We start from the raw sequence: 23,309 nt of genomic DNA, 5'->3' as shown, positions 1-23,309 counted from the left end.
TAAATCAAAAATCGATGGTCCGTCCCTTGATTTCCCAATCGCCGAAACGGGCTGGGTCTTTGCCCCCGCGTCCACCAATTTCCCGGGGCTGGCTGGCTTGTTCCTGATCAGCCTTGTGCCGCGCTTCGGCTTCCAGCAATGCGCGCTGGGCAGCGGGTGGCAATTGATCAAAAGGCTTGCGCGACGTTTCGTCAGTATTGTCGGCCTGCGGCGTCGCTGATGTCTGGTTACTGGTCATTCTGGTCTGTCCATCATTGAAGCTTGCTGTAGGAAACACCATCATATACCGGAAGATGTCTAACAAAAGGAATGATCTTGATACCTGATATGTTCACAATGCGGAGATTGAAACCATGAATGTCATGCGCACTGGAATGCTGCTCGCCTTCATGACCGCCTTGTTTATGGGCGTCGGCTTTCTCATTGGCGGCACGGGAGGCATGATGATTGCCCTCGTCGTTGCAACAGGCATGAATCTGTTCAGCTATTGGAATTCCGACAAGATGGTCCTGCGGATGTACAATGCCGTCGAGGTGGACCAGAACAATGCGCCTGAGTATTACGGTATTGTTCGTGATCTTGCAGCACGCGCCGGCCTGCCTATGCCGCGCGTCTATCTTATCGAAAATGACCAGCCAAACGCTTTTGCCACCGGGCGCAATCCGCAGAACGCGGCTGTTGCAGCATCGACTGGCCTGCTGCATCGCCTTTCGCCCAACGAAGTCGCGGCGGTCATGGCGCATGAGCTTGCTCACGTCGAACACCGCGATACACTGACAATGACTGTCACCGCCACGCTTGCCGGTGCGATCTCCATGCTTGGCAATTTTGCCATGTTCTTTGGCGGCAACCGCAACAATAATCCTCTTGGCATGATTGGCACGCTTGTTGCCATGATCGTTGCACCCTTTGCCGCCATGATCGTGCAGATGGCCATCAGCCGGACACGCGAGTATTCCGCTGACCGGCGCGGTGCCGAGATTTGCGGCAATCCGCTGTGGCTCGCATCGGCGCTGAACAAGATTGCCCGCGGCGCAAAGCAGATCGTCAATGAAGAAGCCGAGCGCAACCCGGCCTCCGCGTCGCTTTTCATCATCAATCCACTGAGCGGCCAAGGAGCTGATAATTTGTTCTCGACCCACCCGAGCACGGAAAACCGTATTGCGGCCTTGGAGGCCATGGTTGACGAATTTCGCCAGCGCCCAGCTGATAAGCAGCCGATGGCAACACCTGCTGCACCGGCAAATGAAGAGCCAGACGACGATGCACCGAACCCGTGGGGCCGCGACGGTTCCTCGCGCAAAGGCCCATGGGCATGAGCGTGGGACAGGAGCGGAAACGGTCATTCGGAAAGAAAGCCAACGCATCAGACTATCATGAGGCTGAAGACCGCCCGGGGCTGGCCGCACGCCAATGTGCAACCAGATTGCTGGGTGCGGTGATTGAAAAGCAGACGTCTTTGGATGGTCTCACCGACAACAGCAACGGCCATCCACAATATATGGCACTGGATGATCGTGACCGCTCGCTGGTTCGTGCCATACTCGGAGCGGCCCTGCGCAATCGCGGTACCATTGAGGCGATCATCGGCCAATTGATCGACCGTCCCTTGCCCGAAAATGCCGTTGCCCTGCGCCATCTGCTGCATGTGGCGGTGGCCCAGATGCTCTACCTCGATCTGCCTGACCGCGCGGCAGTTGATCTCGCCGTAACCGCCGCCAATAATGATCCGCGCAATCGCCGTTTTGCCTCCATGGTCAATGCAGTTCTGCGCCGCCTGTCGCGCGAAAAAGGCATGCTTATTACCACTGCAAGCAATGTGCCCGCATGGTTTGAGGAAAGTCTTATAGCCGCGTATGGCAAAGAAAAGACACAGGCGATCCTCGACATACAAAGCAAGGAGCCACCCATTGATCTCACGGTCAAAGGCGATCCGCAGGAATGGGCGGAACGCCTTGGCGGCGTTGCCCTTCCAACCGGTTCGGTACGCATGGCTCAGGTGGACGGCGCGCTGACCAGCCTTCCCGGTTTTGCCGAGGGCGACTGGTGGGTACAGGATACGGCTGCAAGCCTGCCTGCCAAACTCTTCGGCGACATCAAGGGCCAGCGTGTGGCTGATCTTTGCGCAGCACCCGGCGGCAAGACAGCCCAATTGGCGCAAGCTGGAGCAAAGGTCACGGCGCTCGACCTTTCCGCCAACCGGTTGAAGCGATTGCGATCCAACCTCGAACGTCTGCAGCTTGATGCCGAAACCGTGGAAGCCAATCTCGCTGCCTATACCCCTGCCGAACTCTTCGATGCGGTTCTGCTCGATGCGCCTTGCTCGTCAACGGGCACCGTGCGGCGTCATCCGGATGTTCCATGGACAAAATCACCCGCAGATATCCAGAAGCTTGCAACCCTTCAGGCCAAGCTGCTTGACCATGCGGTCACACTCGTCCGCCCCGGTGGCGTCGTGGTCTTCTCCAACTGTTCGCTTGATCCACTTGAAGGCGAAAAGGTTGCCCATGATCTTTTGGCAAAGAATTCTTCCATCGAATTGCTGCCTGTCAGCAAGGATGAAGTGGGTGGACTGGGCGAACTGATCACCCCGGAGGGCTACGTGCGCTCCACGCCCGCCGACCTTTCCAATGAGGACCCGGCCCTCTCGGGCATGGATGGCTTCTTCGCTGCACGGTTCCGCCGGAAAGATTAAAATCGAATACTAAAATTTTAACTGTTTTGGTTGCATAGTCCCGATTTGTCGTCGATGGGTTGAAACCAAAGCAATGATTTCAGCGTGCTGGAGCAACATCCCGCCATGCGGGACGTGTTTCGCGAAAGCAGACTGAAGTGCGCCGGAACGCGGCGAAGCGAGGAAATGCCGCGAGATGGTCGCGTTTAGCGAAACACCGCAACTGTGGGGACTTGCGACTGCGCAATTGTGGCGCCGTTTTCGCAGGCGCTTGCGCATGGGTCCATTGTTTCGCTGGCGTTTTACCGGTTTCACACCGGAGCGCGTGCTGATTGCCCCGCAGGATTTGCGACCCGCCGACCCGCAACTGGCCGAAGAGTTTTATCATGGACGCTTTGCCCTCGCCGGGCGGGTGGTGGAAACCGGTGGCCGTTCTCCCTTCATCGTTGAGCCACCCAATGCCGCATGGCAGGCTGCCCTGCACAATTTCGGCTGGCTGCGCCATATGCGCGCCTCCGGCACCGAGCTTGCGACAGCCAATGCCCGCGCGCTGCTCAGCGACTGGATCACCAGCCATGGCCGCTCAATTGGTGGACCGGCATGGACGCCTGAAGTAACGGCTCAACGCATTATCGCTTGGCTGCAGCATTCCAGCCTTATTCTGGCCGGCGCGGATTTACGCGCCTACCGCCAGTTCATGCGCTCACTCGCTACACAGGTGCGCTACCTTCGCACTATGGCTGCCGTCATGGATGATGGCGAAGAGAAGCTGCGTGCGCGCATTGCGCTCGCCTTTGCCGCGCTGGCCCTGCCTGTTTCATCAAATACCGCCCGCTCCGCCCGCCGCAATCTCGAATTTGAACTTGTCCGTCAGATACTGCCTGACGGCGGACATATTTCGCGCAATCCGCTGACAGTGCTTGAACTTCTGGCTGACCTTCTTCCGCTCCGCCAGACCTATGCCAGCGGCACGGAAGCGCCGCCGAAAGCGCTGTTGGAAGCCATCGAACGCATGCTGCCCGCATTGCGCTTCTTCCGCCATCACGACGGCAATCTCGCCCTGTTCAACGGTGTCGGCGCCACAATGCCAGAGCGTGTTATCGCCGTTCTGCGCCACGATGATATTGGCGGCCTGCCGCTGACGCACGCGGTGCATTCCGGCTATGAGCGGCTGTCGATGGATTCAACCACCATCATTGCCGATACAGGACTTGCACCGCCGGTGACTGCATCGCGCGATGCCCATGCGGGTTGTCTTTCTTTCGAAATGTCCTCCGGGCGCAACCGCTACGTGGTCAATGCCGGTGTTGACCGCTATGGCCCCGAAGAGTTTCGCCCGCTTGCGCGCTCCACGGCCGCCCATTCCACCGCAACACTCAACGACACCTCATCATGCCGTTTCAGCGCAACCTCCGGTCTTTCCACCATGATCGGCACCCCGATCATTGCCGGGCCGACAAAGGTCAATGTGGAACGGATCGAGCGGCCCGGTGCCGTCGGCTTTGTTGCCAACCATAATGGCTATATCAGACCATTCGGCATCTATCACGAACGCCAGATTGTCCTGTCGCACAATGGCAGCGTTATCGAAGGCATTGACAGTTTCTTTGCCGCAGGCCGCAACCCCCTGCGCGGAACCGGCCGTGAGAACGTGGTTATCCGTTTTCATCTTCATCCATCGGTCAGTGTCAGCGTCGATGATAACGGCCTGATCATCCTGCAGGTGGACAATGATGATATCTGGATGTTCTCCGCTACGGTTCAGCCCTTCATTGAAGACTCGCTCTTCTTTGCCGGTTTCCGTGGCCCGGTCAAAACCCGTCAGATCACGCTTTCGCTGAATGCGTCGCAGCTGCCTGAAGTTGAATGGCAATTCACCCGGACGGCCCTTGGAGCCTATGGCTAGGGGAAAACTGCTGCGATTCCTCCAAAACTGCGATCAGAAGTAGGATTCTGAGACAGCCTGTGCTAACCGGCTGTCCAAATCCCCCAAACTTTTCCGCTGAGGACGAATTCTCCCATGGCCGTCACTGCAAAATCCATTCCCGCTCCGAACCTTCATCCCGTCAAGCGCGCGCTCATTTCCGTTTCCGACAAGGCGGGCCTTACCGCGCTCGCCCATGCGCTGCACCGTCACGGTATTGAAATCCTTTCGACAGGCGGCACATCCAAGACCATCGCAGCTGAAGGCATTCCGGTTACGGATGTTTCTGAGATCACCGATTTTCCTGAGATCATGGATGGCCGCGTCAAGACCCTGCATCCCAAGGTGCATGGCGGTCTTTTGGCCGTGCGTGATGATCCTGAACACGCCGACGCAATGAAAGCGCACGGCATCGGCGCTATCGACCTTGCCGTCATCAATCTCTATCCCTTTGAAGAAGTCCGCCACTCGGGCGCTGACTATGCCAATATTGTCGAGAATATCGACATTGGTGGTCCAGCCATGATCCGTGCTGCCGCCAAGAACCATGCCTATGTCGGCGTGGTTACGGATACGGGCGACTACGAGATGGTCATCGCCATGCTCGACAAGCACGAAGGATCGCTGCCTTACTCCTTCCGTCAGAGCCTTGCCGCCAAGGCCTATGCCCGCACCGCCACCTATGATGCGGCTATCTCGGGCTGGTTTGCCGAAGCGCTGATGACCGAAACACCTTCGCGCCGCGCCATCGGCGGTCATCTGCACTCGGTCATGCGCTATGGCGAAAACCCGCACCAGTCAGCAGGTTTTTACCTCACCGGCGAAAAGCGCCCTGGCGTTGCCACCGCAACCCAGCTGCAGGGCAAGCAGCTTTCCTACAACAACATCAATGATACGGATGCCGCTTTCGAACTCGTTGCCGAATTTGATCCCGCACGCACATCGGCTGTTGCGATTATCAAACATGCCAACCCATGCGGTGTGGCTGAAGGTGCAACGCTGAAGGAAGCCTATCTCAAAGCTTTGGCCTGTGATCCCGTGTCGGCTTTCGGTGGCATTGTTGCGCTCAACAAGACACTCGATGCAGACGCTGCCGAGGAAATCGTCAAGACTTTCACGGAAGTCATCATAGCGCCCGATGCAACGCCGGAAGCACAGGCAATCGTTGCGGCCAAGAAAAACCTTCGCCTGCTTGTTACCGGCGGCCTGCCTGATCCGCGTGCCTCCGGCATCACTGCCAAAACCGTTGCGGGCGGCATTCTTGTCCAGTCGCGGGATAGCGGCGTGGTTGACGATCTCGATTTGAAGGTTGTCACCAAGCGCGCACCAACCGAACAGGAAATGATCGATCTGAAGCTGGCGTTCCGTATCGCCAAACATGTGAAGTCCAATGCCATTGTCTATGTAAAGGACGGCGCAGCCGTTGGCATCGGCGCCGGTCAGATGAGCCGCGTTGATTCAGCCCGCATTGCTGCCCGTAAGGCCGAAGATGCTGCCGAGGCCGCTGGATTGGCGACGCCGCTCACCAAGGGTTCGGTCGTGGCTTCCGATGCATTCTTCCCCTTCGCCGATGGTTTGCTATCGGCAGTTGCTGCTGGTGCCACCGCCGTTATCCAGCCAGGTGGTTCCATGCGGGATGAGGATGTCATTGCAGCAGCCGATGAACATGGCATTGCCATGGTGTTCACAGGGATGCGCCATTTCAGGCACTAGGTTTTACCGGAACGGCGGCCGGATAGGGTGTTCGCAACAGGACAGCCAGTCCGGCCAGCAGGAAGACAATGATCATCGCCATGCCAAGGCGTGGCGACCCGCTAACTGCAGTGACTGTTGCAACCACAAATGGCGCGAGAAAACTCGTTGCCCGCCCTGAAAGGGCATAGATGCCGAAATAGCGGCCAGCCTCATCGACCGAGACGCTGCGCGCCATATAGGAGCGCGACGACGCCTGCACGGGCCCGAAAGCGACACCGATGAGAAGCCCGAAGACGATGAAGGCTTTCTCCGCCGGCGTTCCAAACAACCCGCCCGTATCTGCGCCATTGAGCGGCAGAAGACCAAACAGCGTGTAGCCCGGTCCGGTCGAGACGATGCCGATTGTCGCGATGGTCAAAAGCACCAGTGAAATGACCACAACCACCTTTGATCCAATCCGGGTGTCGAGGTAGCTCGCAGCAAGGCAGCCAAAAATCGCGATGACATTGAGGATGATACCGTAAATGCCGATCTCTGCTGTCGCCCAGCCGAACATGGTTGCAGCGAAGGCCCCACCAAGCGCAATCAGTGCATTGACACCATCCTGATAGATCATTCGCGCAATAAGAAAGCGCAGAATACCGGGACGCTGACGCACCTCGCCAATGGTGGATTTCAGTTCGGCGATCCCCATATGCACCGCCCTGCCGACAGGCAATCCCTTGGCGCTATCGGGTGTAAACAGGAACATGGGCAGTACGAAAACCAGATACCAGAGAGCCGATAGAGGGCCGGTTGCGCGATCTCCCTCTCCTGTCGCAGGATCGAGGCCAAGGATCGGGTTCAATCCCAGCATGGTTTTTCCCGTCTCGGGCGAACCAGCCATGAAGGCAACGACAAAGATCAGCGCGATCATGCCGCCGAGATAACCAAGGCCCCACGCCATGTTGGAGATACGGCCTATATCTTTTTCCGGCACCAGCCGGGGCATCATGGAATCGTTGAAGACGATGGAGAATTCAGCCGCAATCGAGGCCAATGAAAAGAAGATCAGCGGTACAATCAGGCTTGAACCCGGCGCTGCAAACCACAGCATTGACAGGGCAACGATCTGGATGACGGCAAAGAAGCCGATCCAAGGTTTTCGCGCGCCGGACTGATCGGCAATGGAGCCAAGGACAGGGGAAAGTACAGCAATGATAAGGCCGGATATGGCAATGCCATAGCCCCACGCAGCTTGGCCGATGGCGGGATCATCAGCCATCCGCGCGACGAAATAGGGGCCGAAAATAAAGGTTGTAACGACAGTAAAAAATGGCTGCGCCGCCCAGTCGAAGAGCATCCATCCCCAGATGCCCCGTTTAGACGCAGCCATTTCGTTTCCTTCCCCCTGATCCGGTGTCCTAGTTTTGTCTAGGACAGATCGGAAAGCAATCCAGCGGCAACAGCAAGTCGCGATACGGTCAGGTCTCCGCCTTCGACAATGTTTGCCATACGCTGACGCACTTCATCGACCCGCATACCCCGCCCGGCGAGCCACTCCTTGGCTGGGTCTGGCTTCTTGCCATATTCGCTGAGCGCCGCAGCAGCAATGCCCCGGCGTGCCTGCGATATGAGGTCGGTGGCACGCGCAAGTGCAAGCCCGTCATAATAATCAGCGACAGAGACACCGCGTGCCGCCTCTTCGATGCGCCCGATGCGGAAAGCTTCGGAAATATCGAAATAAGCTTTGGCCGCACTGGCAATATCAATGCCCGCCTGCTGCGCTACTGCGGCGATATCAGGGATGATCGGCGCAATCTCCAACCGGGCAAGCTGGGCTGCCAGTGGTGCAGGTGCGCCCTGCGTTGCATAGACTGCCGTATCGTCGCGGATCTGGTTGCTCATGGATACGGGCAGCAGCTTTTCCAGTTTTGGCTGCAAGGCACTGCGCGCACCCTTGATTTCCTCAATCGCCGCCTGCAGACCCACACCGCCTGTCCTGTTGCGCAGAACCCATGCGGTCGTCCAGTTCAGCATCTGCGCCACCTTCGCATAGAGACCATTCTGGACATCACCGGGCAGCGCATTGTCGAGCGCATCAATGTCGGCAAACAGGGCATCAACCTCAAAACCGTCACGAACGATGACATAGGCCCGGACGATATCCGATGCCGATTGCCCCGTCAGGTCGGAAAGGCGGCTGACAAAGGTTGGTCCACCCCGGTTGATAATGTCATTGGCCAGCTGTGTAGCGATGATTTCGCGGCGCAGGCGATGGGTGCGGATTTCCTCGCCGAAACCTTCCTTCATCTGGCGCGGGAAATAATCAAGCAGCTCCCGTTCGAGATAAGGATCATCAGGCAGATTGCTCGCCAGCAACTGATCCAACAGAACGATCTTGGCATAGGCGAGTAGGACACCGAGTTCCGCGCGGCTGAGCGCAATACCATCGGCCTGACGTTCCGCCAGCACCTTATCGTCAGGCAGAGTTTCAACCTTGCGATTGAGCAGCTTGCGGGCTTCGAGGTCACTCATGAATCGCGCCTGATAGGCAAGATCAGCCAGGCCACGGCGCTGGGCAAGCGACAGCGCCAGCGTTTGCAGGTAATTGTTCCGCAGAACAAGATCGCCGACCTCTTCCGTCATCGACTCCAGAAGTTTGTCGCGCTTGTCGCGTTGCAATTTTCCGGAACGCATGGCCTGCGCCAGCGCAATCTTGATATTGACCTCGACGTCGGATGTGTTCACACCGGCCGAATTATCGATAGCGTCCGAATTGCAGCGTCCGCCAGCAAGACCAAATTCGATACGCGCCTTTTGGGTGACGCCCAGATTGGCACCCTCGCCAATGACTTTAGCCCGCACATCCAGTCCGGTAATGCGGATCGCATCATTGGCGCGGTCGCCAACTTCCGCATCATTCTCGAAACTCGAGCGGATATAGGTGCCGATACCACCGAACCACAGGAGATCAACAGGCGCTTTCAGGATCGCTGTCATGATCTCGAATGGCGTTGCCGTGGTCTTGGCAAGACCAATGACCTTGGCAGCTTCTTTCGACAGCGTGATCGACTTTTGCGAACGCGAGAACACCCCGCCCCCTGCCGAAATCTTCGACTTGTCGTAGTCCTGCCAGCTGGAGCGCGGCAGATTGAACAGTCGCTGCCGCTCTTTCAGGCTGGCTTTGACGTCTGGCTCGGGATCAATGAAAATATCGCGGTGATCGAATGCCGCCACCAGTTTTGTCTGCGGCGAAAGCAACATGCCATTGCCGAAGACGTCGCCGGACATATCGCCGACACCCACAGCCACAAATGGCACTTTCTGGATATCCGTACCGATTTCGCGGAAATGCCGCTTCACGGCTTCCCATGCACCACGGGCGGTAATGCCCATCTTCTTGTGGTCGTAGCCCGCAGAACCACCCGATGCAAACGCATCATCCAGCCAGAAATCATGTGCCTGGCTGATGGCATTGGCCGTGTCGGAGAAGGTTGCCGTGCCCTTGTCGGCAGCAACGACGAAGTAAGGATCGTCACCATCGAGCCGCAGGATATTATCAGGCGGAACAACCGTTTCACCGTGCAGATTGTCCGTGACCGACAACAGCGTTGCAATGAACGTGATGTAGGCAGAACGGCCCGCTTCAAAGATTACATTGCGGTCGCCACCGGTCGGCAGGCGCTTGGGGTAGAACCCGCCCTTGGCACCAACAGGCACAATAACAGCGTTCTTGACCTGCTGCGCCTTGACCAGACCCAGTACTTCCGTGCGGTAATCCTGCGCACGGTCAGACCAGCGCAACCCGCCACGGGCAACAGGGCCAAAGCGCAGGTGTACACCCTCGACCTCCGGACCATAGACAAAGATTTCGCGATAGGGCCGTGGCTCCGGCAAATCATCGAGGGCCCGCGGATCAAGCTTGAAGGCCAGTGTCACACGCTCGCTGCCATCTTCCTCCGGTGCAAAGGCATTGGTGCGCAGGGTCGATTCAATCAGGTTGAGGAAGCGACGCAGGATGCGGTCATCATCAAGACTTGGAACCCCTTGAAGCGCCTCTTCAATAGCAGCGCGGATTGTTGCCTGCTTGCGCTCGGACTGAACCGTTGCACCCTTTTTCGGATCAAGCCTCTGTTCAAACAGACCAAACAATTGCTTGGCAATCTCTGGATAACGATTAAGCGCTATTGCGATAAAATCCTGCGAATAGGGAATACCCGCCTGTTGCAGATAGCGGCCGTAAGCGCGCAGAATGATGATCTGGCGTGCCGTCAATTGCCCCGTTAACGCAAGTGCGTTGTAGCCGTCATTATCGGAAGCACCGCCCCAGATATTGCGGAACACATCTTCGAACAGATCGCCATTGTCCCTGAGATCGATCGGCGAGCCCGATGTGCTGACCAATTCCATATCATGCACGAAGAGCGGGCTTCCATCCGCAGCGGGAAGGGCAAAGGTTTGCTCGCTGATCACGCGGAAACCCATATTCTCAAGCAACGGCACACGCTGGGACAGGGCGACAGCTGAGCCATAATGATAGATTTTCAGCGATGCGGCATTGGGACCGTCTGTCCGGTGGCGGTAGAAATCAACGAACAGCGGATTGGTACGCGACAGTCCGGCAATGCGGCTGGCATCAACCAGCGCCTCATCCGGCGAAAAGTTTTCGCGGTAGGAATCCGGAAACGCTGCGGCAAGTGACGAAAACTCGGCAAGGCCGCTGCGGTCGCCAACCTCGGCCACCGCATCTTCCCAGGTACGGACAATGGAACGAACAGTCTCTTCGAGAACCTCCCGTTTGACTTTCGGAAAATCATTATCCGCATGGCCGATGATAAAATGAACGCGGGCCAGATTGCCCTCGGGAAACGCCGGGTAATAGGCGGAAACATGCCCCTCATAGACAGCCGCGAAATAGGAACCCATTTTCTCACGCACGATGGAATCGTACCGTTCACGCGGAACATAAACGATAATCGAGGCAAACCGGCCAAATGGATCAATGCGCGGCAGGACGCGCACACGTGGACGCTCGCCAAGTGCCAGAATGATTTCGGCATTGCGGGTCAATGTCTTGACGTCGATCTGGAAAAGATCATCGCGTGGATAGCTCTCAAGGACCTTGATCAGCTGTTTGCCTGAGTGATCCTCGCGGTTGAAGCCGAGACGGCTGATGACCGCTTCCGTCTTTGACCGGAGATAGGGGATTTTCAGCACGGAGCGCGTATAGGCCCCTGAGGTAAACAGACCAACGAACCGCAATTCGCCGCTCACCTTGCCCTGTGCGTCATACGTCTTGACACCGATATAATCCATATAACCGCGGCGATGCACCAGCGACTTGGTATTCGCCTTTGTGACGATCAGCGGCTCGGGACCCGTGAGGAACGCAATGATCTGCGGCGTGGTCGTCACGCCCTGATTGCCACGTTTGAGCACGCGGACATCCGGATCGCGCAGGATACCGAGGCCGGTTTTACCCGAACGTTCCAGCTCACCCTGGCTATTGTCCCCCTGATAATCGTACTCGCGAACGCCGAGGAAGGTAAAGTTATTGTCGCGTAGCCATTCCAGAAACTCGACCGCTTCTTCCGCAGCCGCTTTCTTCATGGGTGTCTTGCCAGTCCTGTAGGTTTCGATAGCGTCATCAAGACGAGCGACCATGGCGGCGCGGTCATTGACAGCCTCACGCACATGCCGAAGCACAGTTGTCAAAGCCTCAACGAGGATTTCGCGGGCAGGAGCGTCGAGCGCCGGTACATGAATCTGCATCACCGAGACGCGCGCTTCGTCCTTGCCGGGCTTATCCGGACCTGCAGCGCCAATAACCGAACCGCTTTTCTTGTCGACATCCATCACCGGATGCAGGACCAGATAGACGGAACTGACCCGTTCACTGATTTCGCCGAGAACCGAGTCGAGCAGGAAGGGCATATTGTCATTGATCAATGTGACAACGGTAACTGGCCGACCATCACGATAAACAGCATTGCCATCGGAAAGATCGATCAGCGGGCTGCCCGTTTTGAACCGCCGCAGCGCGTCCTCGGCAAGCTTGGCAGAAGCCGTCAAGGCACCAGCGTCATAATCTGCGAGGTCTTCCGCTGGCGCACGGGCAAACAGCAGGTCCTCAAACAAGCCGGGTGCTTGCTTCTTTTCTTTCGTGGCTTTTGCTGTTTTTGACTTCGGAGCGGCTTTTGCGCCCGATTTTTTCGTTGAAGCCATCAGAATCTCTCCCTGAATCGGCATTTTGGCTGATCATAGCCACTGAAATTGCATTTTCGACCGCAAACTGCACGCCAGACATAAAATTCGCATGACATTGCAGGTTACAATTCGACCAGATGGTCATCGAGTTCGTTGACGTTATCGGGACCTGCCGGAAAATGTGTTTCCAGCAGCCGCCCCGCCTGTTGAATAGCCTTGAGAAAACCGGAAGCATGGTCATCTTGCGCCGCATGATCTGTCAGGATTGTGACAATGCCATTCCATTCTTCCTGAGCCACTTTTGCATTGATACCGGCATCGGCCACAACTTCCGCATAACGCTCCGCCAGCGATACAAACAGCAGGATGCCCGTGCGCTTTTCTGTGAGGTGTACATTGCGCGTCAGAAACTGCTGGACCGCATTGAGATGCGCGCGCTGGTAGAGAATGCGCTTGGGAACAAACCGCAGGCTAAGGCCGGGTATGAGTCGCAGCAGCAGAATGGCAGTCGCGAAAGCAGCAAGGATCGCCAGGCCAAAGAGCGGCAATGAGATGGTGAACCAGTACCAATGGGCCGCCAGCGCCACGATGATGGCTGCAACAAGAATGCCAACCGTAACGGCAAAGCCGGCAACGAAGAAATAGCTGTCGCTGCTGCGGGCGAGTACCGCATAGATTTCGCCGCTCGTCCGGCTCTCTGCATCGCGGATTGCTGCGGCAATACGGGCATGATCGTCATCATTCATCACTGACATGCTCTCTCCTACCAGCCTCCCGATGCACCGCCGCCGCCGGATGATCCGCCTCCACCCGAAAAGCCGCCGCCCCCACCGCCACCGGAAGACCATCCGCCGCCGCCTGACGACCACCCTCCACCGGAACCACCCCCAGAGCCCGATGATCGCGTGTCAATGTCCATGCCAAGCCATCTGTAGCGACCGGGGCCAATTTTCTGGCCGAAGACAGGGGCCAGGATGGCCATGCCGAACCCGCCGAAGAAAATAATGACCCAGATCGAGATGAAAATGACCCCGAACCAGTCAATATTAGAGGATTCGTCCTTGATATTTCGCTTGGCCCGCGCTTCAAGTTCGGCTGCATCGCCCGAAAGCACTTTCAGAATATCGTCCACGCCGCGCGCTATACCACCGGAATAATCCCCTGAGCGAAAGCCGGGAATAATAGCATTCTCGATGATAAGTTTTGACAGAAGGTCCGTCAGCGTCCCTTCCAGTCCGTAGCCGACTTCAATACGCACCTTGCGATCATTGGGTGCCACGACGAGAAGTACGCCGTTGTTTTCCTGCTTCTGGCCAAGCGCCCAAGCACGGTAGAGCCGGTTGGAATAGGGCTCGATCGCCTCGCCATCAAGACTTGGCACAGTGACTACAACCACCTGATCCGAGGATTTCGCCTCGAATGCCGCCAGTTTCTGCGTGATCGCATCACGGGTCGCGGCGTCAATGACATTGGCGCCATCCACCACCCGTCCCGTGAGCGCTGGAAGGTCTGCCGCAAAGGCGTGACCCAGAAACAGCCCGAGCAGCGTTACAGTCAAAAGCAGACCGTACGAAATCCTCATCAACCAAGGGTCTCGTACGGCTATGTCAGCGCTTTGGCGCTTGGTGCGCATTCTGAAAGCCTAGAATTTGACTTGAGGCGTCTGCTTGACGGAATCGTCAACTGTGAATGTCTGATAGGGCTGGCTGTTTGTATACCAGATCCATGTCCAGATGATCGTCGGCATGGTCCGGAGCGATGTATTATAGACGCGTACCGCTTCGATATAGTCGCGGCGGGCCACCGCTATGCGGTTTTCAGTGCCTTCCAGCTGCGACTGCAAGGCGAGGAAGTTCTGATTGGATTTCAGATCAGGATAGTTTTCGACCACAGCCAGAAGCCGCGACAGGGCACCGGAAAGGTTGGCCTGATTGTCCTGAAATGCCTTGAAGGCATTGGGGTCTTTCAGCGTATCGGGCGTCACCTGTATCGAGGTCGCCTTCGCGCGCGCTTCGACCACTGACGTCAGCACATCTTTTTCCTGAGCCGCATAACCTTTGACGGTTTCAACCAGATTGGGAATGAGATCTGCGCGGCGCTGATACTGGTTCAGCACTTCGCTCCATGCGGCCTTGGCCTGCTCTTCATTGGTCGGGATCGTATTGAAACCGCATGCGGACAGCAGCGGCACGAGAACGACGAGAGCCAGAACCGAAAAGACATTGCGTGGCAAAAAGCCGGTCGAAGACGTCATTTTTTGCATAAACCCTCTCCTCATTACTCATTTTCCCGACCAACTGGTCATTTTGGAACGAAGCAGTCCGAACGTAGCCATTTTTTGCTGCAAAAGGAACTGGCAAAGCGCTATGCTGCCTTGCAACAGGGATCAAGCGGAATCGCCATGGCTGCAAATGACAAAGAGCGTCAGACTGTAACAGAATCGAAGCGGATTCTGGAGCGCATCAGCCTTGAGACCAATCCCGGCGCAAAGTCGGCGGTTGAGCGGACTGTGAACAGGACCAAGGGGCATTTTACTGCGGAAGATGCTGATGCTGCCGATCCGATCGAGATATGGGGAACGCGCATTGGTCGCGTTCTGGGATTGCTAGTATTGATAGCCATGTTTATCTGGTTGATCAGTTCCATCACCGGCAAAAGCTGAGGCTCCGAATTCATCCCCCGCTTTTCCGAACTCTTTTACGAGTATTTCCATGACCGGTTCCGTTGCTCCTTCCTCCAATGCTGTCATCGTCATTTCAAGCCATGTCGTGCGTGGTTCTGTCGGCAACCGCGCGGCGGTATTTGCTCTTGAAACCCTTGGACATCCCGTCTGGGCCGTCCCAACCGTTATCCTGCCCTGGCATCCGGGGCATGGACCGGCCAAGCGCATTGTGCCCGAACCGCAGCAGTTCGATGATCTGATTGCCGATCTGGAGCGGGCGCCGTGGCTGGGTGAAGTGCGGGCCGTTATGACCGGTTATCTCGGCAATGCCGCACAGGCTGCATCGGTCGCCCGCCTGATCAAGAAGATCAAAAGTCAGAACAAGGATGTGCTCTACCTCTGCGATCCTGTCATAGGTGATACAAAAGGGCTCTACGTTCCCGAAGCAACAGCAATCGGCATTCGCGATGAGCTTATGCCACTGGCTGATATTTCAACGCCAAACCGTTTTGAACTTGCCTGGCTCGCCGGTGCTGATCTGCCTGACAACAAGGCAATCATGCAGGCCGCCCTTCATGCGGGCCCCGGAACAATGCTGGTGACATCAGCCCATCCCATGCTTGCCGGCGGCACCGGCAATCTTCTGGTCACGCATTCTTTCGCCATGCTTGCCGAGCATCGCCTTGTAAACGGTCCAACCAACGGACTTGGCGATCTGACCTCCGCACTCTTCCTTGCGCGTATGCTGGCGGGCCTTGATCACGAGCAGATATTGCAGCGAACCACCGCATCGGTCTTTGAGATCATGGCGCGCTCGGCAAAGCGTGGAGCGGATGAATTGATGCTCGAAGCGGATGCATCCAGCCTCTCCAGCCCGATGGCCATGATCCAGATGCGCCACCTCGTTCATCCAAGCAAAGGCATCCGTGCCTGATCCTGTCAGCGATTGCAGCAATCGTCCTGCGCGGTTTCGACACGGGGCTTTTGCTGTAATTTCAGTGACACGCCGCAAAACTGTCCTATTCTGGAATCTCGCATTTGAGCTCCGTGCAAACTGGCACAAGACCAATTGATCTTCCCTTCAATCGGGATTAATGCACCATCATGACCATGCTTCCTGAGAAACTGCTCACCGGTTATCGCAACTTCATGGCGCAGCGTTATGCCAATGAAACCATGCGCTACCGTCAGTTGGCCGAACAGGGCCAAACCCCTGAGACGCTCGTTATCGCCTGTTGCGACTCGCGTGCCGCCCCGGAAATCATCTTCGACACCAGCCCCGGCGAGATTTTCGTTATCCGCAATGTGGCTAATCTTGTGCCACCCTTTGAGCCTGATGGTGAATATCACTCCACGTCGGCGGCGCTGGAATTTGCGGTACAAAGTCTGAAAGTGAAAAACATTGTTGTTCTGGGCCATGGACGCTGCGGCGGCATCAAGGCGGCGCTTGATACGGAGAGCAAACCATTATCTCCCGGTGATTTCATTGGCAAATGGATGAGCCTTGTTGCTCCGGCAGCCGAAGCCGTCGCCGCCAATGAACTTATGACCCCATTTGAGCGCCAGACTGCACTGGAGCGCATTTCCATTCGCTATTCCCTCCGGAACCTGCGCAGCTTCCCCTGCGTCGACATTCTGGAAAAGAAGGGGCGTCTTACCCTACACGGCGCATGGTTCGATATTTCCACAGGGGAGCTTTGGGTGATGAACCCTGAAACCGGGGATTTCTTGCGGCCCGATCCGGAATCGGTCGACCTGCAACCGGGCCAATAGCCTATGCAGAAACTGGCTATCGTTTTCGCATTGCTTCTCAGCTTTGCGGTGCCTTCGTTTGCCGAAGACACCCCCGAAGTTCTTGTCGAGCGCTGGTACAAGGCACTCGATACGGCAAACAGATCTGAATTTGCCGACCTTCTCACCGATGACGCGATAATCGTGCTTGAAGATCAGGAGATCGAGCAGACCAAGCGCGAATTCCTCGGCTCCCTCGACGAATGGGAACACGCGGTAAAAGGCACGACGATCAAGCACAGGCTTGGCGGGATGGAAAATGGCAAACTGACGATGTTCGTTTGTTACGAGTTTCCTGACAACACCACCTATTCCCGCGAAATATTCAGTTTTCGCAACGGCAAGATCAGCGCCAGCGCACAGGGGGCCATTAGCGAGACCTGCGAAGGATTTTAAACAAAAGGCCGATGCTGAGCACCGGCCTTTGAATTCACTGCAATTGTGGAAAAAGCCTTACTTGCCGTCGATCTGTGCGCCGATGATTGCAATGGCCTGCTGATAGACAGTGGCCGAATTCCAACCCTGGATTGCTGCGAAGCTGGGCTCCCCAGGCTGGTATCCAGCACCGCGCTGCCAGCCATGCCCGACAAGGAAATTTGCCGTGGAGGCCAAGGCGTCAGCCTTGGAACGGACCATGTCGATATGACCGCTGCCATCACCATCGACACCATATTTCAGAACATTGGCGGGCATGAACTGGGTCTGGCCAATTTCCCCATGCAACGCGCCGCGCGCATCAGGGGCCAGATCACCGTGATCGACAAGCTTCAATGCCGCATAGAGCTGCTCACGAAAATAATCGCTGCGACGGCAATCATAAGCCAGCGTTGCTACCGCAGATAGCGTGTGCTGGCTGCCCAGGACGGCACCAAAACCCGTCTCCATGCCCCAGATCGCAATGATTGGGCCGGCAGGCACGCCATAGCGTTTCTCAATGCTGGCAAAGAGAGCCGCATTCTGGGTTTTCAGCGCCTTGCCGCGCGACACGATCGTCTGCGCACCACGCACCTGCATGAACTTGTCGAGCGAGTATTTGAAGCTCTTCTGATTGCGGTCCAGCGCTATTGTCTTGGTTGAATAGGTCAGGTTGTTGAGAGCGCCCAGCCCCCTACCGCCAATACCCTGCGACTTGGCTTCCTGTTTGAACTGTTCAACCCAGGCCGGAAATCCAGCAGAATTGTTGCCACACTGAGGTGCTGCCTGAGCTGCTCCTGCCATCACGAGAAGCGCGGTCGCTACACCAGCAAAAAATCTGCCTTTGGCAACAAATGCCATGGAAATCTCCTTAAAAGTTTAATCGTCCCTGATGCTATCTGCCATTTTTCCATCATCCTGTCATCTGCCAGAATGCAGCAATACTTGATGAAACTGGGCTTATTCTCTTCATTCTCGATGAATATTGTCCTTTCGCGCACGCAATCTGCGGTTCTCCTCCACGCTGTGCAGACGCACAAGATACAATCCTGAGTTGCTCGTTTCAGCGTTTGATTCGGTGCAGTTAGACCTATTGATGAGAAGCCATTTGCGTTTTCGCCGGTAAACTAAGCCAAACTTTTGAAATTTGATTATATTTTTGTATATACAATAATTATTGACTGCAGCGGTTTTCATGCGTAAATTCGAATGGAATAACGAAAAGGCTAACCACAACCTGCGCAAACACGGCGTGGCCTTTGAAGATGTTCGCTATTTTGAGTTTGAGACCGCGATCGAGTGGCTCGCAGACCAAAATATCTATGGTGAAGAACGTATCGTCGCCATTGGCGTTCTCGAGGGTAAACTTTACGCGCTCATCTACACAATGAGAGGAACATCCATTCGCGTTATCTCGCTGCGTAGAGCATCTCGGAAGGAAGCGGATGAATATGTCAAATCAGAAGCGTGATACGTCCGGCACTGACATTGTTTTCAATCAACAGACAGGATTGGTAACAATGGTGGTATCGCCCAAAGCATATAAGCAAAAAACCCGCGAGGAAGCCATCGCGGCTGCGAAGGCTTATGCCAAGTCTCTTAGCGTCGAAGAAGACGCAGCGCTTACCAAAGCGGCTTTGGACGATCCGGACACTGTCCTCATCACCGAGTTGAGCAGACGCAAGCCCGGTCGACCACTTGCGGATATTACAAAAACCCCGGTCTCCATTCGCCTCAGCCCGGATGTGGTTGATTATTTCCGTTCGAGCGGGCCCGGTTGGCAGAGCCGTATTGATGATGTCCTGCGCAAAGCAGCAGGGTTGAAAAAACGCGCGTAACTGCGTCTACCTTGACTCTTCACCATATTTCCTGTTTAAGCCGCCCATCAATCCGCGACGAGTTCCAAACTCCGAGCAGCCGACCGGGACCCCGCAAGGGTTCGACGATCCCGGAGGTCAACACCCGACAGCGCGATGCGCCCTCGGGTGCATTTTTGCTTTGAGCCTCGTTTGGGTATGGGCTTTGGCGCGGAGGATGCTTACCTTTCAGGGAAACAGTTCCCCGGAAGATAGAGGAAAACGGATGTTTGAGAGCTTACAGGAACGACTAGGTTCGATTTTGAATGGCCTGACCGGCCGTGGCGCGTTGTCGGATGCCGACGTCGCGGCGGCTTTGCGCGAAGTGCGCCGGGCACTCATCGAAGCTGACGTTGCCCTTGATGTGGTTCGCTCGTTCACCGACAAGGTGCGGGCCAAGGCCGTTGGCGCCGAAGTCCTCAAAAGCATCAAGCCCGGCCAGATGGTCGTCAAGATCGTCCATGATGAGCTGGTCGACATGCTCGGCGCCGAAGGCGTCACCATTGATCTGAATGCCCCGGCTCCCGTTGTCATCATGATGGTTGGTCTGCAGGGTTCGGGTAAGACCACCACCACGGGCAAGATCGGCAAGCGCCTGACCGAACGGTCGAAGAAGAAAGTGCTGATGGCGTCGCTCGATACGCGCCGTCCTGCCGCACAGGAACAATTGCGCCAGCTTGGCGTACAGACCGGTGTCGACACCCTGCCAATCATTGCCGGTCAGACACCCGTCGAGATCGCCGCACGCGCCGTACAGGCTGCCAAGCTCGGCGGCCATGATGTTGTCATCCTCGATACTGCAGGCCGCACACATATTGATGAGCCCTTGATGGTCGAAATGGCCGACATCAAGAAAAAGGCCAATCCGCATGAAATCCTTCTCGTTGCCGATGCTCTGACCGGCCAGGACGCCGTCAATCTCGCGCGCTCTTTTGATGAGCGTGTAGGTATCACCGGCCTCGTCCTGACACGTATGGATGGCGACGGTCGCGGCGGTGCCGCCCTTTCGATGCGCGCCGTTACCGGCAAGCCAATCAAGCTGATCGCCACCGGTGAAAAGATGGATGCGCTGGAGGAGTTCTATCCCCGGCGTATCGCTGACCGCATCCTCGGCATGGGCGATATTGTTTCGCTCGTTGAAAAAGCTGCTGAAAACATTGACGCGGAAAAAGCCGCGGCGATGGCCAAGAAGATGCAATCAGGCAAGTTCGATCTCAACGATCTGGCTGATCAGATCGGCCAGATGCAGAAGCTTGGCGGCATGGGCGGTATCATGGGCATGATGCCCGGCATGGGCAAGATGAAGGATCAGATGGCTGCGGCCGGTCTTGATGATTCCATATTCAAGCGCCAGCTGGCCATCATTTCTTCGATGACCGCTGCCGAGCGCACCAATCCTGATATGCTCAAACATTCGCGCAAGCAGCGCATTGCCAAGGGCTCCGGCACCAATGCCGCCGACATCAACAAGCTTCTCAAAATGCACCGCCAGATGGCGGATATGATGAAGGCTATGGGCGGCAAAGGCAAAGGCGGCATCATGAAACAGATGATGGGTGGCATTGGCGCCAAGATGGGTCTCGGCGGACTGGGTGGTATGGGTGGTATGCCTGACCTGTCCAAGATGGACCCGAAGCAGCTTGAGGCCTTGCAGAAGCAGGCGGAAGCCGCAGGCTTTGGCAAGGGCGGCGGCCTGCCTGGCCTGCCCAGCGGTCTCGGTGGTGGTATGGGCGGCGGCCTCCCCCGTTTGCCCGGCCTTGGTGGCGGGCTTCCCGGTCTGCCGAAGAAGAAGGGATAATCATGACGTCTTCCTCCCTGCCAAAAGAATTGCTCGAACTACGCGCCTCCATCGACAATATCGATGCAGCGCTGATCCACATGCTGGCGGAGCGTTTCCGCTGCACGAAAGCCGTGGGTGTGCTCAAGGCCAAGAATGGCCTCGCAGCTGCCGATCCCGCGCGCGAAAAACGACAGGTTGAACGTCTGCGCTCGCTCGCCCAGTCGGCCGACCTCGACCCCGATTTTGCCGAGAAGTTTCTCAACTTCATCGTCAAGGAAGTGATCAGACATCACGAAACAACTGCGGCCAAAGAAAACGCCGCGAACTAACAACAGGAGAATACCCCATGTCACTGAAAATCCGCCTGGCACGTGCCGGCTCCAAGAAGCGCCCTTACTACCACGTCGTTATCGCTGACGTTCGTGCGCCGCGTGATGGCCGTTTCATCGAAACCGTTGGCGCATGGAACCCGATGCTTCCCAAGGACGGCGACCGTGTAAAGCTCGACGCTGACCGTATCCAGTATTGGATCGGCCATGGCGCACAGCCAACAGACCGCGTTCTGCGCTTCCTCGATCAGGCTGGCATTGCCAAGCGTGATACACGCAACAACCCTGAAAAGGGTCTTCCGGGCAAGAAGGCTCAGGAACGCGTTGCTATGGCCAAGCAGGCTGAAGAAGATGCAAAGGCAAAGGTTATTGCTGAAGCAGAAGCAGCAAAGGCTGCTGAAGAGGCCGCCAAGGCCGCTGCCGCTGAAGCTGCTGCTGCCCCTGCAGAAGAAGCACCAACTGAAGAAGCTGCCAGCTAATAAGCGGTTTCATCCATTGACTGCAAAACGGGTGGCTCTGCCGCCCGTTTTTGTTTTCAGGTGGCGGTAAGCCCGTCCCATGCGGCCATTGCCGCATCGGCGGTTCGCATCAAACCATCAAGCGTCGCACCGTCGCGGGCTGTGATCGACATGCCATGCTGCACCGTCGCGTAGAACTCTGCTATATTCTGACAATCCGTGGCAGCACCAAGCTCCCCATCGGCTACGCCCTGCTCCAGCCGCGTCTTCAGTTTGGTGACATTCTCGCGGCGGTTTTCCCGCAGCAGTTCCCCGATGGGATCGTCTTCGCTTAAACCATGCAAAGCACCCAGCACGATGAGACAACCCTGCGGCTGATCGGGCCGGGTATAGGAAATGGCGGTTTCCTTCAGGAAATTATGAAATCCCTCCCGCGCCGTTTTGCCTTCCGACAGAGCATTCCATATTTCATGACCGACGCGGCTGCGATAGACCGAAACGGCTTCTTTGAAGAGTTGGGCCTTGCTGCCGAAACAGGCGTAAAGGCTGGGAGAATTGATCCCCATCGCCTCGGTAAGCATTGCCATCGATGCGCCTTCATAACCCTTGGCCCAAAAGAGTTCCATGGCACGGACAAGGGCTGCATCCCTGTCAAATGCGCGTGGGCGGCCTTTCGGCGTCATGGCAATCTCCTTTTTTGTAACAATCAATACATAAATCACTTGACGTCGTGGCGCAAGGGTGGCAAGGCTTTATGTATCAATCGTTACATAAAGGAAAACGGATGTCTCGTCTCTCCAATAAAGTTGCCTTTGTCACCGGCGGCAGTCGCGGTATCGGAGCAGCCATTGCCCTCAAACTGGCAGAAGATGGTGCAGATATTGCCATTACCTACACCAGCGCCCCGGCCAAGGCGGATGAAACGGTCAAGGCCATCGAAAAGCTCGGCCGCCGCGCCATTGCCATCAAGGCCGATAATCTCGATGCAAAAGCCGTGGAGAGCGCCGTCAACGAAGCCCATGCCAAGCTCGGCCGGCTGGACATTCTTGTGAACAGCGCCGGAGTCTATTCGATGGATACTGTCGATGCGCTGGATCTGGAAGAATTTGATCGCGTGATGTCGATCCATGTTCGTGCGAGCTTTGTCGCTGCAAAAGCTGCCGTAGCACACATGCCCGTGGGTGGACGGATTATCAATATCGGCAGCAATCTGGCTGAAATCGTGCCGTTCTCCGGCCTTCTCGCCTATTCCACCAGCAAGGCTGCGCTGATCGGCCTGACCAAAGCCTTGGCGCGCGATCTGGGTCCGAAGGAAATCACTGCCAATATCGTTCATCCCGGCTCTACGGACACGGATATGAACCCAGCCAATGGCGATCACGCTGAAGGACAGCGCGCCCGCATGGCTATTCCACGCTTTGGACAGGCAAAGGATATCGCCGGTCTTGTCGCTTTTCTCGCCGGTGAAGAGGGCCGCTTCATCAATGGCGCTTCGCTAACCATCGATGGCGGTGCCAACGCCTGATCCATTGAAACT

General features: G+C 56.5%; 22 protein-coding genes. 14 read left to right on the top strand and 8 right to left on the bottom strand.

Annotated features, from left to right (window positions below):
* Window positions 1–4 precede the first annotated feature (4 nt).
* On the bottom strand, window positions 5–238 hold the full coding sequence (locus FHW17_RS04085) for a DUF1674 domain-containing protein (protein WP_227987653.1): 234 nt from the start codon (window positions 236–238) through the stop codon (window positions 5–7).
* 115 nt (window positions 239–353) lie between these two features.
* On the opposite strand from FHW17_RS04085, the gene htpX reads away from it, so the two are divergent.
* The 4 genes from htpX (at window position 354) to purH (ending at window position 6,311) form a co-directional block, all read left to right on the top strand.
* Complete coding sequence (gene htpX, locus FHW17_RS04080; RefSeq protein WP_112522900.1) at window positions 354–1,319, top strand: zinc metalloprotease HtpX; 966 nt, start codon at window positions 354–356, stop codon at window positions 1,317–1,319.
* Window positions 1,310–2,695 (top strand): RsmB/NOP family class I SAM-dependent RNA methyltransferase, encoded by a 1,386-nt coding sequence (locus tag FHW17_RS04075; protein WP_246706720.1) that lies wholly within the window; start codon window positions 1,310–1,312, stop codon window positions 2,693–2,695. Before htpX ends, FHW17_RS04075 begins: the two co-directional genes overlap by 10 nt.
* A gap of 175 nt (window positions 2,696–2,870) precedes the next feature.
* The gene (locus FHW17_RS04070; RefSeq protein WP_112522899.1) at window positions 2,871–4,580 is read left to right on the top strand and encodes a heparinase II/III family protein; all 1,710 of its coding nucleotides are present in this window, start codon (window positions 2,871–2,873) and stop codon (window positions 4,578–4,580) included.
* 114 nt (window positions 4,581–4,694) lie between these two features.
* Complete coding sequence (purH, locus tag FHW17_RS04065; protein WP_112522898.1) at window positions 4,695–6,311, top strand: bifunctional phosphoribosylaminoimidazolecarboxamide formyltransferase/IMP cyclohydrolase; 1,617 nt, start codon at window positions 4,695–4,697, stop codon at window positions 6,309–6,311.
* On the opposite strand, the gene FHW17_RS04060 is transcribed toward purH, so the two are convergent.
* From FHW17_RS04060 to FHW17_RS04040, 5 genes are all read right to left on the bottom strand, one after another.
* Window positions 6,301–7,668, bottom strand: a complete 1,368-nt coding sequence (locus FHW17_RS04060) for an MFS transporter (RefSeq protein WP_182509256.1) — start codon at window positions 7,666–7,668, stop codon at window positions 6,301–6,303. The genes purH and FHW17_RS04060 overlap by 11 nt on opposite strands.
* A 38-nt stretch (window positions 7,669–7,706) precedes the next feature.
* On the bottom strand, window positions 7,707–12,500 hold the full coding sequence (locus FHW17_RS04055; RefSeq protein WP_182509255.1) for an NAD-glutamate dehydrogenase: 4,794 nt from the start codon (window positions 12,498–12,500) through the stop codon (window positions 7,707–7,709).
* A gap of 104 nt (window positions 12,501–12,604) precedes the next feature.
* Window positions 12,605–13,237, bottom strand: coding sequence for a TPM domain-containing protein (locus tag FHW17_RS04050; protein ID WP_112522895.1), 633 nt, complete (start codon window positions 13,235–13,237; stop codon window positions 12,605–12,607).
* Window positions 13,238–13,245: 8 nt separating this feature from the next.
* Entirely contained in the window at window positions 13,246–14,064 is an 819-nt protein-coding gene (locus tag FHW17_RS04045) for a YgcG family protein (protein WP_162703872.1), read from the bottom strand.
* Between the two features lie 60 nt (window positions 14,065–14,124).
* A complete protein-coding gene (locus FHW17_RS04040; protein ID WP_227988232.1) occupies window positions 14,125–14,736 on the bottom strand; it encodes a LemA family protein in 612 nt (203 codons plus the stop codon).
* Between the two features lie 147 nt (window positions 14,737–14,883).
* Here FHW17_RS04040 and FHW17_RS04035 point away from each other — a divergent pair, with 147 nt between their 5' ends.
* The 4 genes from FHW17_RS04035 to FHW17_RS04020 all read left to right on the top strand — a co-directional run bounded on the left by FHW17_RS04035 (window position 14,884) and on the right by FHW17_RS04020 (window position 17,331).
* The gene (locus tag FHW17_RS04035) at window positions 14,884–15,144 is read left to right on the top strand and encodes a hypothetical protein (protein ID WP_112523117.1); all 261 of its coding nucleotides are present in this window, start codon (window positions 14,884–14,886) and stop codon (window positions 15,142–15,144) included.
* Window positions 15,145–15,193: 49 nt separating this feature from the next.
* Window positions 15,194–16,078 carry a pyridoxal kinase PdxY gene (gene pdxY, locus FHW17_RS04030; protein ID WP_091879563.1) on the top strand — a complete coding sequence of 295 codons (885 nt, stop codon included), beginning with the start codon at window positions 15,194–15,196 and terminating at the stop codon, window positions 16,076–16,078.
* Between the two features lie 170 nt (window positions 16,079–16,248).
* On the top strand, window positions 16,249–16,917 hold the full coding sequence (locus FHW17_RS04025) for a carbonic anhydrase (protein WP_112522893.1): 669 nt from the start codon (window positions 16,249–16,251) through the stop codon (window positions 16,915–16,917).
* Between the two features lie 3 nt (window positions 16,918–16,920).
* On the top strand, window positions 16,921–17,331 hold the full coding sequence (locus FHW17_RS04020) for a nuclear transport factor 2 family protein (protein WP_182509254.1): 411 nt from the start codon (window positions 16,921–16,923) through the stop codon (window positions 17,329–17,331).
* A gap of 57 nt (window positions 17,332–17,388) precedes the next feature.
* Here FHW17_RS04020 and FHW17_RS04015 read toward each other — a convergent pair whose 3' ends face one another.
* Window positions 17,389–18,210, bottom strand: a complete 822-nt coding sequence (locus FHW17_RS04015; RefSeq protein WP_112522891.1) for a lytic murein transglycosylase — start codon at window positions 18,208–18,210, stop codon at window positions 17,389–17,391.
* Window positions 18,211–18,544: 334 nt separating this feature from the next.
* Here FHW17_RS04015 and FHW17_RS04010 point away from each other — a divergent pair, with 334 nt between their 5' ends.
* The 5 genes from FHW17_RS04010 to rpsP all read left to right on the top strand — a co-directional run bounded on the left by FHW17_RS04010 (window position 18,545) and on the right by rpsP (window position 21,793).
* Entirely contained in the window at window positions 18,545–18,820 is a 276-nt protein-coding gene (locus tag FHW17_RS04010) for a BrnT family toxin (protein ID WP_182509253.1), read from the top strand.
* Entirely contained in the window at window positions 18,801–19,187 is a 387-nt protein-coding gene (locus tag FHW17_RS04005; RefSeq protein WP_348643702.1) for a BrnA antitoxin family protein, read from the top strand. Before FHW17_RS04010 ends, FHW17_RS04005 begins: the two co-directional genes overlap by 20 nt.
* A 244-nt stretch (window positions 19,188–19,431) precedes the next feature.
* Window positions 19,432–21,003 (top strand): signal recognition particle protein, encoded by a 1,572-nt coding sequence (gene ffh / locus FHW17_RS04000; RefSeq protein WP_113095406.1) that lies wholly within the window; start codon window positions 19,432–19,434, stop codon window positions 21,001–21,003.
* A gap of 2 nt (window positions 21,004–21,005) precedes the next feature.
* Complete coding sequence (locus FHW17_RS03995; RefSeq protein ID WP_182509252.1) at window positions 21,006–21,314, top strand: chorismate mutase; 309 nt, start codon at window positions 21,006–21,008, stop codon at window positions 21,312–21,314.
* A gap of 17 nt (window positions 21,315–21,331) precedes the next feature.
* Window positions 21,332–21,793: a 30S ribosomal protein S16 gene (gene rpsP / locus FHW17_RS03990; protein WP_182509251.1), complete on the top strand. Its 462-nt coding sequence runs from the start codon at window positions 21,332–21,334 to the stop codon at window positions 21,791–21,793.
* 56 nt (window positions 21,794–21,849) lie between these two features.
* On the opposite strand, the gene FHW17_RS03985 is transcribed toward rpsP, so the two are convergent.
* Window positions 21,850–22,455, bottom strand: coding sequence for a TetR/AcrR family transcriptional regulator (locus FHW17_RS03985; RefSeq protein WP_182509250.1), 606 nt, complete (start codon window positions 22,453–22,455; stop codon window positions 21,850–21,852).
* 101 nt (window positions 22,456–22,556) lie between these two features.
* Here FHW17_RS03985 and FHW17_RS03980 point away from each other — a divergent pair, with 101 nt between their 5' ends.
* The gene (locus tag FHW17_RS03980) at window positions 22,557–23,297 is read left to right on the top strand and encodes a 3-oxoacyl-ACP reductase family protein (protein ID WP_112522886.1); all 741 of its coding nucleotides are present in this window, start codon (window positions 22,557–22,559) and stop codon (window positions 23,295–23,297) included.
* Window positions 23,298–23,309: the final 12 nt, after the last annotated feature.

It is taken from the genome of Phyllobacterium sp. P30BS-XVII (genome assembly GCF_014138335.1).
Classification (GTDB): domain Bacteria; phylum Pseudomonadota; class Alphaproteobacteria; order Rhizobiales; family Rhizobiaceae; genus Phyllobacterium; species Phyllobacterium meliloti.
The sequence above is the reverse complement of the archived record's forward strand: the minus strand, read 5'-3'. Positions and strand labels throughout refer to the sequence as shown.